The sequence below is a fragment of the Pseudomonas sp. McL0111 genome (assembly GCF_052567255.1).
Map to the genome: position 1 here is coordinate 1,396,074 of NZ_CP199585.1, position 13,927 is coordinate 1,410,000.

Here is a 13,927-nt window from a genome sequence, read left to right on the forward strand (position 1 = left end):
CAGTTGGCTATGCTGCTGACAGCATGACGCTGGTTCATTTCCGAGGGACGCTCAATGTTTTACGTGCAACGCGATGCGCAGGGCCAGTTGGTTCGCGTGGAAGCTGCGGCTTACGCCGAGGCCTCGGAAACGCTGCCGGCCGACCATCATGAAATCCAGGCATGGTTTGCCAATGCCGCCGTGGAAAACAGCCTCAAACAGCTCAAGCAGAGCGACTTTGAAATGATTCGGGTACTCGACGACCTGATTCAGGTGCTGACCAGCAAAGGGGTGATCCGCGTCACCGACCTGCCGCCGGCGGCACAGGCCAAACTGATGGATCGTACCCAGGCGCGTGAGGCGTTGGGCGGCTTGAGTCATTTGATCGATGAGGATGAGAGCGGGTTGATCTGATTCAGGATCTTCGGCGACTGAGCTGGCCTCTTCGCGAGCAAGCTCGCTCCCACATTGGACTGTGTCGTTTCACAAATCCCTGTGGGAGCGGGTTTGCCCGCGAAGGCGGCATCACTGACACCGCACCTGCAAAGGCTTACTTCCAGGGCTTGGGCTCACCAAACAGCTGCCCCTGAACCCCATACAAACCCATCTCGCGAATCACCGACATTTCCCCCTCGGTCTCGACCCGCTCGGCAATCAGCGGCAGATCAATGCTGTGCGCCGCCCGCTGGATCGCCTCAATGAACAGGCGCTTGTCACTCTCCCGATCAATCGCGCGAATGTAGCTGCCGTCGATCTTCAAGTAAGCCAGTCCCAGCCGCGCCAGGTTGCCGATCATGCTGAAGCGCCCACCAAAGCGTTGCAGGCTCAGCGAGAAACCGAGTTCGCGCAGACGCCGGGTCAATTGCTCGAGCACCGCTTGCTCAGGCAATTGCTCCTCACCGATTTCCAGCGTCAGGCGCGAGCCGAGGTTGGAATGCGCTCGCAGAATTTCGAAGACTTTGTTCAACGCCTGCGGGTCGGCCAATGTCGCCGAGGACAGGTTCAGCGCCAGCGATTGCTCATGTTCTTTCATCTGCTCCAGCACGCGTTCGAGCATCAGCCGATCCAGTCGTGCGGTCCAGCCGAAGCGCTCAAGCCATGGCAGGAAGCGTCCGGCCGGAATGGTCTGGCCCTGCTCGTCGAGCAGTCGCGACAGCACTTTGTAATGCAGCACCAGTTGCGTGTCCTGTGCGGCCACCACCGGCTGGAAATACAGCTCGAAACGCTGCTGACTCAACGCTTGATCGAGCAGGCGATGCCAGGCGTGGTGATCGTCACCAACGCTCGCCGACAGACCGTGCTCAAGGCACGCCCAGTTCTGCTCGCCCTGCCCTTCAGCCTGCGCCAACGCCTGATCGCCGAGGCTGAGCACCGCTTGCGGCGAGTCGCCATGAGCGAACGGCGCCAGACCGATGGAGGCCACCGCCGCCACATCGGTAGCACCCGTGGCGTGCAGACTGCTCAACGCATTGTCGAGGTTCTGCGCCAGTTGCAGCGCTTCTTCGCGCACCAGCCCCGGCGCCAGCACAGCGAATTCGCCGCCGCGAATACGGGTGACGAGGTTCTGGGTTTCCGGGTACTTGGCGCACTCACGGGACAATTGCTCGCCGACCGCTTTCAACAATTCATCGGTGCGCTGACCGCCAAGACGCTGGTTGAGACCGGCCAGATCCTTGACCCGCAACAACAGCAGATAACCCGAGCTGGCCTGCTCCGGGTTACTCACCCGGGCGTTCAACTGCATCTCGAAATAACGCCGGTTGGCCAGACCCGTGAGGTTGTCCTGATAGGACTCGGCGCGCAGCTTTTCACTGCGCTCGGCCTGCTCCTGAAACAGTGCCTTGAGCTTCTCGACCATCTGGTTCATGGCCTGCACCACACGGCGCAGTTCCGGGGTGCGCGGCAGTTCCGGCAGACTGAGGAACTCGCGACGAGCGATGGCATGGGATTGTTTGACCATGTAATCCAGCGGGCGCAATTGCCGACGCAGCAGCAATGCGCCGAGCACCGCACTCACCGCGCCGCAGATCAGCAGCCAGCCAAGGCTGCCCAACGCGCTCTGCCAGAGTTTTGCCAAGGCAAACATCGGATGGCTCACCACCTCGACCCGCGCAGCCTGTTCCCAGCCACGACTGACCAGCGCATCGCCACCCGCCGGTTCGAGGCCGATCATTTTGACGAACCAGTCCGGCACGTTGGTGACTGCCGGGATACCACTGCGCTCGACGATGGTCTTGTCGGTTTTCAGATCGACCACGCGGATGCTCGCGTAATAACCGCTGTCGAAAATCGAACTGACCAGCAACTCGACCATCGCCGGGTCATCGATATTCGGCGTCAGCGACAGCGCCAGCGCCGTGGCCGCGTCCTGGGCGTGGGAACGCAACTGGTTGACGTACTGAGTACGCGAGCTTTCCAGACTGACCATGAAGCTGCCAGTGAAGGCGACCACCAGGAACAGACAGATAGCGATCAACAGCTGTTTGAACAAAGACATCTGAGCGCGTGCTCCTAGTTAGTCGTTTCGACCGGAAAACCTTCGGCCTGCATTTTCTTCAACACATCCTGCCAGCGTGACAGCCGTTTGGTGTCACCGACCTTTTTGTTGCCCTTGGCGCCGGGCAGGTACAGACCTTCGGCATTGAAAGAATAGACCGGCAGCAAATCGGTCCGCTGCGACGCAGGCTGGATCTGATCGATCAGGCTGTCGAGCACCAGCGGCATCGCCTCTGGACTGGAATAGTAAGTCAGCACCATGTGCGCACGATTCTGGCGCAGTGCCTTGACGTAAGTGATGCGCAGCTTGTCACTGGAAACCCCCAGATGGCGCAGGCTGAAATACTTGGCGATCGCATAATCTTCGCAGTCGCCGGCACCCTTCCACAGCGCTTCAATGGGCGTTTCCCAATAATCGACCTGGCCCCAGAGATCGATGTCTTCGACGTAGCGCATCTGTTTGTTGAAAAACAGGTTCACCACTTTGAGTTTTTCCATCTCGCTGACTTGTTTTTGCGTCGCCAGCAGGTTTTGCCAGGCATCGATTCGCTGCTGCCCGGCGCCCAATGGTCCGTAGAGTGCCGTGGCCTTGCGGCTGATCGCGGAAAAATCCCAATCGGCATGCAGACCGCCCAGCATGAGGCCGGCCAGCAGCAGTGCGCAGCCAAACCAGCGCACAATCCGAGGGATCGCGAAACGTACCGCCACAGCAGGCATCCGAGGAGGGCAGAAAGGAAAGCGTTTGATGGTGAAGGTTAGCCCGTTAAAAAACAATGGCACCCTGAGATCATCACTCACGCACTAAGCTGAATAGATGAGCAATCCTCTACACGGTTTGACATCTTGTAGAGCAATCTCTAGTGTCCATTGGATCCAAATCGGATTGTAGCCAGGGTGTGTAGTCGTGACACAGAAGCCCAAACCGCTGCACAGCATCAAGGTCGATGGGCCGATTCCCGCGCATCTCGCGCGCTCGATCATCGAAGAAACCCTGCGCTCGGCCATCCTCGATGGACGTCTGCCCTGCGGCACCGCGCTGCGTCAGCAAGATCTGGCGGACCTGTTCGGAGTCAGCCGCATGCCGGTGCGCGAAGCCTTGCGCCAACTGGAAGCCCAGGATCTGGTGACAGTCACCGCCCATAAAGGAGCGGTGGTTGCGCCGCTCATTCAGGGCGATGCCACCCAGACTTACGAACTGCGAATCCTCCTCGAATCCGAAGCGCTGCGGCAATCGGTTCCGCTGCTGACCAGCGCCCACCACGCACGCGCGGCCAGCTATATCGAGGAACTCGAAAGCCAGCACGACTACGGCGAAATCGGCCGGCTCAATCGCCTGTTCCACATGGAGTTGTACCGCGAGGCGCCCAACAAGCGGCTGCTGCGACTGGTCGAAGACGGGCTCAACGAGGAAGAACGCTTCCTGCGCTTCAACCTCGAAGCGATGGGCCTGGGCAAACTGTCTCAGGAAGATCACAGGGGTATTCTGCGAGCGGTGCAGGCAGGTGATGTCGAAGGGGCGGTGACGGCGCTGGAACAGCATCTGAACCGGGGCGTCGAGGCGATCAATCGTTACCTTTTCAGCGCTGCGGCCGCCGGGCGAAACGTTTCGTTGACTTGAAAGCATCGCGAGCAAGCTCGCTCCCACAGGTTTTTGGGTGAACACAGTATTTGTGTTTAACCGGGACCTTGTGGGAGCGAGCTTGCTCGCGAAGAACGATAACGCGGTGTTACCCAGTGCGAATCAGATCTTGAAGCTGTCCACCAACTGCTTCAACCGGTTGGCCTGCTGCGACAACGCATCACAATCCTTCAACGTCTCGTTGAGGTTGGCCACGCTCTGCTGGTTCAACAGGTTGATCTGGTTGACGTCGACGTTGAGGGTTTCCACCACCGCCGTCTGTTCCTCGGTCGCCGCAGCCACCGACTGGTTCATGCCGTCGATCTCGCCGATGCGCTGGGTCACGCTAACCAGTCGCAGACCGGCCTGGTTCGCCACTTCAACGCTCTGCTCGCTGGACGCCTGACTGGCGTTCATGGTGCTGACCGCCTCACGCGAACCGACCTGCAACGAAGTGATCATCTTGTGGATCTCTTCCGCCGACTCTTGCGTGCGGTGGGCAAGGTTACGCACCTCGTCCGCCACCACCGCAAAACCACGACCGGCTTCACCGGCACGGGCCGCTTCGATGGCCGCGTTGAGAGCCAGCAGGTTGGTCTGTTGCGAGATGCCTTTGATCACATCGAGGATGTGCCCGATGTTGTCGGTGCTGGCGTTGAGCGTTTCGATCTGCGTGCACGACAGGCTGATCTTCTGCGACAGCTCGGTCATCGCCTGAATGGTTTGCTCCACCACCTGACGGCCATCATCGGCCTGCTCGCTGGCACCACTGGCGTGCTGCGAAGCATCGGCAGCGTTGCGGGCGATTTCCTGAGTGGCGGCACCCAGCTCGTTGATCGCGGCGGCCACACTGTTGGTGCGGGCGCTCTGCTCATCCGAGCCGACAATCGAGGCATTGGACGAGGCCATGACCCGTTGCGACAAATCGTGTACGTGGCGAGTGGCCGAAGACACTTCGGAAATCGACGCGTGAATCCGCTCGACGAACTGGTTGAAGGCACTGCCCAGCTCACCGAACTCATCTTTGCTTTCCACGACCAGACGACGGGTCAGGTCGCCCTCACCCTGGGCGATGTCTTGCATCGCACGGCCCATGGTGGTCAATGGACGCATCAACACGTTGATCAACAGACTCAACAGCAGCGCAATCGCGCTCACGGCGACAAACATCGCAATCAGCGCCGAGGTACGGAATTGGCTGAGTGCGGCGTAGGCCTTATCGCGGTCGATCGACAGACCGATGTACCACTCGGCATTCGGCAGATCGCTGACCGGGGTGAACGACAGAATCCGCTCGTGGCCATTGAGCACCACGTTCTGGTTACCCTTCTGGATGCGTACGGTGGTGTCCGGGTAAATGTCTTTGAGGTTCTTCATCACCTGATCTTTGTCCGGGCTGACGATCACCTGACCGTCGCCGCTGACCAGGAACGCATGGCCGAGGCCACCGAAGTCCACCGAGTTGATGATCTTCACCAGGGTTTCCAGACTCAGGTCACCGCCGACAACGCCGAGCAGTTCACCGTTCTTCTTCACCGGCATGGCGATGGTCACCACCAGCCCACCGACCGCTGCCAGGTAAGGCGGGGTCAGCATGGTTTTGTCGGCGGCTACCGCTTGTTTGTACCACGGGCGCTGACGCGGGTCGTAACCGTCCGGCATCTTCGCGTCAGGGCGCTGGGTGAAGACACCGTTGGCCTGACCGACGTAGGTGAACTGGAAGTTCGAGGTGAAGGCCGGTTGATCGACCAGCCCCGGGAAATCGGCGTCTTTACCTTGATGGGCAACGTTCTGCGCGAGGTTTTCCAGTACCAGAATCCGCCCGCTCATCCAGTTCTGCACGCTGCTGGCGGTCAGATCGCCGGCCTGCTGCACGGAGGACTGGAGGTTCTGGCGAATGGTATTTCGCTGCAGATAGTCGTTGTACAAAGTGAACAGCGCGAACGCCAGGACCACGACGCCCGAGGCGGCCAACAGAATTTTATGGCTGAACTTGAGATTCATTTCATGGGACTTCTTATGCCAAAAGTGGGGATGCGTTCCGGATGCAACATTCCATGTACAGCGCAGGCAGCGTTCTTGTGGCCGCTCTACTTTGGTGCACGCATGTCTCACCAGTCTGTCGGCACGTGTCGGAGAAATCTTAGGGTTATGTGGGAAATGGGCGGCATTTCTGCCAGATTCCCGCCGAACGGCGTGCCAGAGCGTTCGCCGTAAGATTTTTTACCCACGCTGATCGAGTGAAGGTTGCAAAATTTTCGTGCCTTGATAAAAATGCGACTAATTATCATTTGTGACGTTTTCGGGCTACCGCGTTCATGTCCTCACCTGAGTTTGCAGTCCAGGCGCTATACAGCAGTCATCACGGCTGGCTGAACACTTGGCTGCGCGTGCGGCTGGGCAACGCCGCCGATGCAGCGGATCTGGCTCAGGACACTTTCGTGCGCCTGCTGCAACGTACCGAACGCCTAGAGCTCAAGGCGCCGCGGGCGTTTCTGCGCACCATTGCCCGTGGTCTGTTGATCGACCACTGGCGTCGCGAAGAAATCGAACGCGCCTACCTTGAAACCATCGCCCACTTGCCCGAAGCCGAAACCCCAAGTGCCGAAGCCCGTGCGCTGGTGATCGAATTGCTCGAAAGCATCGCGCGCATGCTCGAAGGACTGAAGCCAAAAGTGCGTCAGGCATTTCTGCTTACGCAGTGTGAAGGCTTGACCCACAAACAGATCGCCGCGCAGATGGGCCTGTCTCTGCGCTCGGTTGAACGTTACGTCGCCGAGGCGCTGTTTCACTGCTATGTCTTGCGGTACGAAAGCTGATGCCGACGGATAATCTCTCTCTCGGCCGGCGTGCCGAACCACAGCAGCAAGTGGTCAAACAAGCCATCCACTGGCTGCTGCGCCTGCGCAACAATCATGGCAACTCGCGCCTGAATCGCCAGTGCGAAGCGTGGCGCGCCGAGCACCATGATCACGAACTGGCGTGGCAACGTGTGCAGTCGCTGCAAGCTGAACTGAGTAACAACCTGCGCACGGTGCCCGGCGCACAAGTGGCGTTCAATACTCTGGAAAACAGTGCGCAGGGCCTGGGTCGGCGTCAGGCCTTGAAGTTGTTGTCCGGCGCGTTGCTGATGGGCTCTGCGGCCTGGTTAGCCAAGGACACCTTGGCGTGGCAACAGTGGAGCGCCGACTACGCGACAGCCACCGGCGAACGCCGTGGGTTCCAGTTGCCGGACGGCACGCGGATCGAGCTGAACACCGCCAGTGCGGTGGATCTGGATTACACGAAGCAGCAGCGACTGATCAAACTGACTCGTGGCGAAATCATCGTCACCTGCGGCGGCGCAGACGAAGGAGCCTCGCTCAATCGACCGCTGCGGGTGCAAAGTCGGCATGGCAGCTATGAGCCATTTGATGCGCGTTTCATCGTGCGTGAAGAAGCCAATTGCACACGGTTGAGCGTCACCAAGGGCCGTGTCGCGATTGTTTCTCCGCATTCTGCCGACGGCGATTCCATCGAAGTACTGGCCGGACAGAGTTATCTGATTGATCACCATCAGGCGCGTCTCGCGCCGCCACTGGATATGGACGTCGGGGCATGGGTCGACGGCATGATCGTGACGCGCAATATGCGTTTGGCCGACTTTCTCAGTGAAGTCGGTCGCTACCGTCACGGCTTCCTCAGCTGTGCATCCGACCTCGCGGATCTGCGCTTGTCCGGAGTCTTCCGCCTGGAGGATACCGACAAGCTGTTGGCGGTCCTGCCGCAAACACTTCCGGTGCAATTGCGCTATCGCACTCGCTGGTGGGTGACGCTGGAACGGGCGGTCTGAAATTATTTTGGCGGGTTTTCGCAGCAAGTCCGGCTTAGTCAGTAAGCACTTCAACTCTGCCTCCGCGACTTCCTACGGAAACCTACAATGACCGTCCGCGCCACCTGTAAGAACCCTCTGAATTTCACTGCTGAATCCGGCCTGCTGCGCCAGGCCGTTCGCGCGGCATTGTTTTCCACCGCACTGAGTGTCGGTGTGTTGCCCGGCCTGAGCATGGCTGCAAGTAGCAGTGAAGTAAGCAGCCATCGCTACAACATCGTCGCTGGCCCGTTGGGCGACATGCTCAATCAGTTTGCGCGTCAGGCCGGAATCACCTTGTCGATGACTCCTCAGCAGACTCAAGGCCGGCAATCGCCGGGGGTGCAAGGTGAGTATTCAACCGATCAGGCCCTGAGCCATTTGCTCGGCGGCTCAGGGCTGGAAGCGGTCAGTCAGGACGGCAGCAGTTACGTTTTGCGCCCGATTGCCGAATCCGCAGCCCTCGCCCTGCCAACCACAGACATCAAGGGCTTCGCACTAGGCAACGCACTCGGCAGCATGGACGGCTACAACGCGACGCACAGCCAGATCGCCACCAAAACCAGTACTGCGCTGCTGGAAACCTCGCAAAGTGTCTCCGTGGTCACCCGGGAACAAATGGACGATCAGGGCTCGCAAACCGTATCGCAGACCATGCGCTATACCCCCGGTGTGCTGACCAATCCGTATGGCGCAACCCATCGCTATGACTATGTGGCGATGCGCGGTTTCAACGACGGTTCGGTGGACAACATCTATCTCGACGGCCTCAAGTCGATGGGCGACAGCGGCACCTATAGCACCATGCAGGTCGATCCGTATTTCCTTGAGCGCGTGGATATTCTCAAAGGGCCATCTTCGGTTCTGTATGGCCGCAGCTCGCCGGGCGGTCTGGTGGCACTGACCAGCAAGAAACCCTTGTACGAGGCTTACCATCAGGTGCAGGCCACTGTCGGCACCCAAGGCCAGCGCGGAGTGGGTTTTGACTTCAGCGGCCCGGTCGATGACGACAAGCGCATCGCCTATCGTCTGATCGGTTTGACGGATCAGTCCGACACGCAGTTTGACCACAACAAGGAAAAGCGCTTCGCTCTGGCACCGACGATCAGCATCGATTTCAACGAAGATACCTCGCTGACCCTGCAAGCCTATCTGCAACACGATCCAGACGGCGGCTACCACGGTGGTGTACCGGCCGACGGCACGATTCATCAGCGCAACGGCAACCGTATCTCGCCACACTTCTTCGAAGGCGAGCCGGGTGTCGACGGTTACTCGCGTGATCAGCAATCGTTCGGTTATCAGTTTGAGCATCGCTTCAACGACGTCTTCACCGCACGGCAGAACTTCCGCTACCTCGATTCCAAAGTGAACATGGATCAGGTCTACGCCTATGGCTGGACTTCGCCGGCCAGCAACGAACTGAACCGTTATTACACTGGCGGTGACGAGCGCCTTCACGCGTTCATCGTCGACAACATGCTGCAGGCCGAATTCTTCACCGGTGCCACCAAACACACCGTGTTGATGGGAGCGGATTATCAGCGCCGCAAAACCGTGGTCGACTGGACCAGCGGTGGCCTGGCGCCGATCAATGCCTTCAATCCGGTGTACGGCAATTCGGCAATCGATATGTATGGCGAGACCAGCTATCTGCGTCGTCTGGAGCAGACCGGCGTTTACCTGCAAGACCTGATCGAGATGGACAAATGGCGCTTCTCGCTCGGCTTGCGTCAGGACTGGGTCGAGACCTCCGACGAGAACCGCATCGCTGAAGCCGGTCGTCCGCTGGGCACCGAAATCAACGATAAACGCACCAAGCTGACTGGCCGAGCGGGCGCGCTGTATCTGTTTGATAACGGTCTGGCGCCGTACATCAGCTACTCGGAGTCATTCAATCCGAATTCCTATGCTGACAGCGCCGGCAACCCGCTGGCACCGACTGACGGTACTCAGTGGGAAGTCGGCCTGAAGTATCAACCGCCGGGCACTGACAATCTGTTCACCGCCTCGCTGTTCCGCATTGATCAGGAGAACCTCGCAACCAAACTGCCGCAGGAAAACTTCTACCGCGCTGTAGGTGCTGTGCGTTCTCAGGGTCTGGAACTGGAAGCGCACATGCAGCTCACCGACAACCTGAAAGTCCTCGGCAGCTACACCTTCACCGACATCGAGTACTCGAAGTCGATGGTCAGCACCCTGAGCACAGCGACCGATGTGATCGAGAACAAGGGCAACTCACCGACTCAGGCGCCGCGCCACATGGCGTCGTTGTGGGCTGACTACAAGTTCGACAGCGCGGCACTCGACGGTCTGCGTCTGGGTGGAGGCGTACGTTATGTCGGCTACAGCTGGGCGGATGCTGAGAACACCATGAAGGTGCCGTCCTACACGCTGTTCGACGCCTCGATCGGCTATGACCTGGGCAAGGTCGGCTTGAAGGGCGTCGATGTACGCCTGAATGCGAACAATCTGACCAACGAATCCTACGTGGCTTCCTGCGCCAGTCTGAACTTCTGCTACATGGGCGAAGAGCGCAACGTCGCGGCCACGGTCAGCTATCAGTTCTAAACATTTGTCTCGTGCATAAAAAAGCCAGCCCCTGATTTCAGAGGCTGGCTTTGTCGTATCTGTGGGGAAATTTTAATGCGCGCCTATCTGGTTTTATTGCATCGCTACATTGGGCTGGCCACGGCGGTCTTTCTGCTGCTGGCCGGGATTACCGGGAGCATTCTCGCGTTCAATCATGAGCTAGATGAATGGTTGAATCCCGAGTTCTACGCGGCATCGGCCGAGGGGCAACGCTTGCCTCCGGGAGACTTGGTTGACGCTGTGCAAACGGCGCATCCCAAGCTGCAAGTCTGGTACATGGAGTATCCGAACGAGGCGGGACATACGGCTTTACTGGCGGCGGTTGCGCGTAACGATCCGGCAACCGGCAAGCCGTTTGAAGAGCGCAATCAAGTGTTCTATCTCGACCCGGTGAGTGCTGAGCAGAAGGCTAGTCGATACTGGGGTGAATGCTGTTTTCAACGGGAGAACTTCGTCCCGTTCATTCTCGAGTTCCACTACAACCTGACATTGCCGGGGAACTGGGGATTGTTGTTGATGGGACTGGTCGCCATCGCCTGGGTGATCGATTGCTTTGTCGGGCTGTGGCTGACGTTGCCACGAGGTAAGCCCTTCTGGAAGAAGTGGTCGACTGCCTGGAAGATCAAGGGCGGGCATGCTTATCGGCTCAACTTCGATCTGCATCGTGCGGGGGGATTGTGGCTGTGGTTGTTGTTGCTGCCTATTGCAGTCAGTAGCGTCGCCATGAACCTGCCGAGCCAGGTGTTTAAACCTGTCGTGTCCCTATTTTCGCCGATTGAACCTAGCGTCTATGAAGCCCGAGGGCGAATGCCTCCGGCAGACTTGGGCGTGACGCAGTTGAGTTATCAACAGGCGTACGAAAGGGCATTAGAGGAGGGCAAAAGGTTATGGCTGACAGCGGCAATTGGTGAGTTGTATTACAGCTTTGAATACAACTTCTACGGGGCTGGATTTGGACAGCATGACACTGAGGCTCACGGTAAATCCTGGCTGTTCTTTCACGGTACCGATGGGAGATTGTTGGGGCTGGAGATAGCAGGACAGGGGACGTTGGGAGAGCGGTTTTATAGATTGCAGTTGCCGATACATGGTGGACGGATCATTGGATTCACCGGGCAAGTGATGATCGCGGTGTTAGGTGTTTTGATCGCAGGGTTGTCAGGGACTGGCGTCTACATCTGGTGGCGTAAATGGCAGGCCCGTCGAAGCAGCAGCAGACGTAAAGCGGTTTGAAGGTCCGGATTTTTAAGCCCTGAAACGACAAAACCCCTGTCTGCGTTAGCAGACAGGGGTTTCGGAATTTAATCTTGACGATGACCTACTCTCACATGGGGAAACCCCACACTACCATCGGCGATGCATCGTTTCACTGCTGAGTTCGGGATGGGATCAGGTGGTTCCAACGCTCTATGGTCGTCAAGAAATTCTGTGACCAGCCCGTTACCGGAGTAACGTGCCAGCAAAAACTTGGACTTCTACTAAAACAAAACCCCAACTGCTTTCGCAATTGGGGTTTCGGAATTTAATCTTGACGATGACCTACTCTCACATGGGGAAACCCCACACTACCATCGGCGATGCATCGTTTCACTACTGAGTTCGGGATGGGATCAGGTGGTTCCAACGCTCTATGGTCGTCAAGAAATTCGGGTACTGACTCGTGACCAGATGGTCTCGCTTCAGCAAATTGGGTATGTGATAGCTTTCGGTGTTTTGCAAGATCGAACTTTCGGTTCATTTCGTCTTCACACACCGCAATCTGGCCTTTCGACGCAAATTGCTTGGGTGTTATATGGTCAAGCCTCACGGGCAATTAGTATTGGTTAGCTCAACGCCTCACAGCGCTTACACACCCAACCTATCAACGTCGTAGTCTTCGACGGCCCTTCAGGGAACTCAAGGTTCCAGTGAGATCTCATCTTGAGGCAAGTTTCCCGCTTAGATGCTTTCAGCGGTTATCTTTCCCGAACATAGCTACCCGGCAATGCCACTGGCGTGACAACCGGAACACCAGAGGTTCGTCCACTCCGGTCCTCTCGTACTAGGAGCAGCCCCTCTCAAATCTCAAACGTCCACGGCAGATAGGGACCGAACTGTCTCACGACGTTCTAAACCCAGCTCGCGTACCACTTTAAATGGCGAACAGCCATACCCTTGGGACCGGCTTCAGCCCCAGGATGTGATGAGCCGACATCGAGGTGCCAAACACCGCCGTCGATATGAACTCTTGGGCGGTATCAGCCTGTTATCCCCGGAGTACCTTTTATCCGTTGAGCGATGGCCCTTCCATACAGAACCACCGGATCACTAAGACCTACTTTCGTACCTGCTCGACGTGTCTGTCTCGCAGTCAAGCGCGCTTTTGCCTTTATACTCTACGACCGATTTCCGACCGGTCTGAGCGCACCTTCGTACTCCTCCGTTACTCTTTAGGAGGAGACCGCCCCAGTCAAACTACCCACCATACACTGTCCTCGATCCGGATAACGGACCTGAGTTAGAACCTCAAAGTTGCCAGGGTGGTATTTCAAGGTTGGCTCCACGCAGACTGGCGTCCACGCTTCAAAGCCTCCCACCTATCCTACACAAGCAAATTCAAAGTCCAGTGCAAAGCTATAGTAAAGGTTCACGGGGTCTTTCCGTCTAGCCGCGGATACACTGCATCTTCACAGCGATTTCAATTTCACTGAGTCTCGGGTGGAGACAGCGCCGCCATCGTTACGCCATTCGTGCAGGTCGGAACTTACCCGACAAGGAATTTCGCTACCTTAGGACCGTTATAGTTACGGCCGCCGTTTACCGGGGCTTCGATCAAGAGCTTCGCGTTAGCTAACCCCATCAATTAACCTTCCGGCACCGGGCAGGCGTCACACCCTATACGTCCACTTTCGTGTTTGCAGAGTGCTGTGTTTTTAATAAACAGTCGCAGCGGCCTGGTATCTTCGACCGGCATGAGCTTACGGAGCAAGTCCTTCACCCTCACCGGCGCACCTTCTCCCGAAGTTACGGTGCCATTTTGCCTAGTTCCTTCACCCGAGTTCTCTCAAGCGCCTTGGTATTCTCTACCCAACCACCTGTGTCGGTTTGGGGTACGGTTCCTGGTTACCTGAAGCTTAGAAGCTTTTCTTGGAAGCATGGCATCAACCACTTCGTCATCTAAAAGATGACTCGTCATCAGCTCTCGGCCTTAGAATCCCGGATTTACCTAAGATTCCAGCCTACCACCTTAAACTTGGACAACCAACGCCAAGCTGGCCTAGCCTTCTCCGTCCCTCCATCGCAATAACCAGAAGTACAGGAATATTAACCTGTTTTCCATCGACTACGCTTTTCAGCCTCGCCTTAGGGACCGACTAACCCTGCGTCGATTAACGTTGCGCAGGAAACCTTGG

The 13,927-nt window shown here is 57.7% G+C and carries 9 protein-coding genes, 3 rRNA genes and 1 pseudogene (1 of these 13 running past the window's edge); 6 read left to right on the forward strand and 7 right to left on the reverse strand.

Going from position 1 to position 13,927, the window contains the following annotated elements; translation table 11 throughout:
* Positions 1-54: 54 nt before the first annotated feature.
* Complete coding sequence (locus tag ACTWLJ_RS06255) at positions 55-393, forward strand: tryptophan synthase subunit beta (RefSeq protein WP_401210733.1); 339 nt, start codon at positions 55-57, stop codon at positions 391-393.
* 136 nt (positions 394-529) lie between these two features.
* Here ACTWLJ_RS06255 and lapD read toward each other — a convergent pair whose 3' ends face one another.
* Entirely contained in the window at positions 530-2,476 is a 1,947-nt protein-coding gene (gene lapD / locus ACTWLJ_RS06260; protein WP_445180249.1) for a cyclic di-GMP receptor LapD, read from the reverse strand.
* 14 nt (positions 2,477-2,490) lie between these two features.
* Positions 2,491-3,183 (reverse strand): cysteine protease LapG, encoded by a 693-nt coding sequence (gene lapG / locus ACTWLJ_RS06265; protein ID WP_445180250.1) that lies wholly within the window; start codon positions 3,181-3,183, stop codon positions 2,491-2,493.
* Between the two features lie 196 nt (positions 3,184-3,379).
* On the opposite strand from lapG, the gene ACTWLJ_RS06270 reads away from it, so the two are divergent.
* Complete coding sequence (locus ACTWLJ_RS06270) at positions 3,380-4,093, forward strand: GntR family transcriptional regulator (RefSeq protein ID WP_445180251.1); 714 nt, start codon at positions 3,380-3,382, stop codon at positions 4,091-4,093.
* Between the two features lie 123 nt (positions 4,094-4,216).
* Here the strand turns inward: ACTWLJ_RS06270 and ACTWLJ_RS06275 are convergent, their stop codons facing one another.
* Positions 4,217-5,002, reverse strand: coding sequence for a methyl-accepting chemotaxis protein (locus ACTWLJ_RS06275; RefSeq protein WP_371924622.1), 786 nt, complete (start codon positions 5,000-5,002; stop codon positions 4,217-4,219).
* 69 nt (positions 5,003-5,071) lie between these two features.
* A pseudogene (locus ACTWLJ_RS06280) lies at positions 5,072-6,097 on the reverse strand (HAMP domain-containing protein); the annotation flags it as partial.
* Positions 6,098-6,411: 314 nt separating this feature from the next.
* Here ACTWLJ_RS06280 and ACTWLJ_RS06285 point away from each other — a divergent pair.
* From ACTWLJ_RS06285 to ACTWLJ_RS06300, 4 genes are all read left to right on the forward strand, one after another.
* Positions 6,412-6,912: a sigma-70 family RNA polymerase sigma factor gene (locus tag ACTWLJ_RS06285; protein ID WP_445180252.1), complete on the forward strand. Its 501-nt coding sequence runs from the start codon at positions 6,412-6,414 to the stop codon at positions 6,910-6,912.
* Positions 6,912-7,925, forward strand: a complete 1,014-nt coding sequence (locus ACTWLJ_RS06290; RefSeq protein WP_445180253.1) for a FecR domain-containing protein — start codon at positions 6,912-6,914, stop codon at positions 7,923-7,925. Before ACTWLJ_RS06285 ends, ACTWLJ_RS06290 begins: the two co-directional genes overlap by 1 nt.
* 87 nt (positions 7,926-8,012) lie before the next feature.
* Positions 8,013-10,514 (forward strand): TonB-dependent siderophore receptor, encoded by a 2,502-nt coding sequence (locus ACTWLJ_RS06295; protein ID WP_445180254.1) that lies wholly within the window; start codon positions 8,013-8,015, stop codon positions 10,512-10,514.
* A 75-nt stretch (positions 10,515-10,589) separates the two neighbouring features.
* The gene (locus ACTWLJ_RS06300) at positions 10,590-11,768 is read left to right on the forward strand and encodes a PepSY-associated TM helix domain-containing protein (RefSeq protein WP_445180255.1); all 1,179 of its coding nucleotides are present in this window, start codon (positions 10,590-10,592) and stop codon (positions 11,766-11,768) included.
* A 72-nt stretch (positions 11,769-11,840) separates the two neighbouring features.
* Here ACTWLJ_RS06300 and rrf (ACTWLJ_RS06305) read toward each other — a convergent pair.
* The 3 genes from rrf (ACTWLJ_RS06305) to ACTWLJ_RS06315 all read right to left on the reverse strand — a co-directional run.
* Positions 11,841-11,956, reverse strand: a 5S ribosomal RNA gene (rrf, locus tag ACTWLJ_RS06305).
* A gap of 105 nt (positions 11,957-12,061) precedes the next feature.
* Positions 12,062-12,177: ribosomal RNA gene (rrf, locus tag ACTWLJ_RS06310) — 5S ribosomal RNA — on the reverse strand.
* Positions 12,178-12,327: 150 nt separating this feature from the next.
* Positions 12,328-13,927 (reverse strand): 23S ribosomal RNA (locus tag ACTWLJ_RS06315) (it continues 1,294 nt past the right edge of the window).

Bases quoted from the DNA above. Each gene is read 5' to 3' on its own strand.
- ACTWLJ_RS06255 (WP_401210733.1), top strand. From the start codon at position 55: ATGTTTTACGTGCAACGCGATGCGCAGGGCCAGTTGGTTCGCGTGGAA.
- lapD (WP_445180249.1), bottom strand. From the start codon at position 2,476: ATGTCTTTGTTCAAACAGCTGTTGATCGCTATCTGTCTGTTCCTGGTG.
- ACTWLJ_RS06275 (WP_371924622.1), bottom strand. From the start codon at position 5,002: ATGGCCTCGTCCAATGCCTCGATTGTCGGCTCGGATGAGCAGAGCGCC.
- ACTWLJ_RS06285 (WP_445180252.1), top strand. From the start codon at position 6,412: ATGTCCTCACCTGAGTTTGCAGTCCAGGCGCTATACAGCAGTCATCAC.
- ACTWLJ_RS06290 (WP_445180253.1), top strand. From the start codon at position 6,912: ATGCCGACGGATAATCTCTCTCTCGGCCGGCGTGCCGAACCACAGCAG.
- ACTWLJ_RS06295 (WP_445180254.1), top strand. From the start codon at position 8,013: ATGACCGTCCGCGCCACCTGTAAGAACCCTCTGAATTTCACTGCTGAA.
- ACTWLJ_RS06300 (WP_445180255.1), top strand. From the start codon at position 10,590: ATGCGCGCCTATCTGGTTTTATTGCATCGCTACATTGGGCTGGCCACG.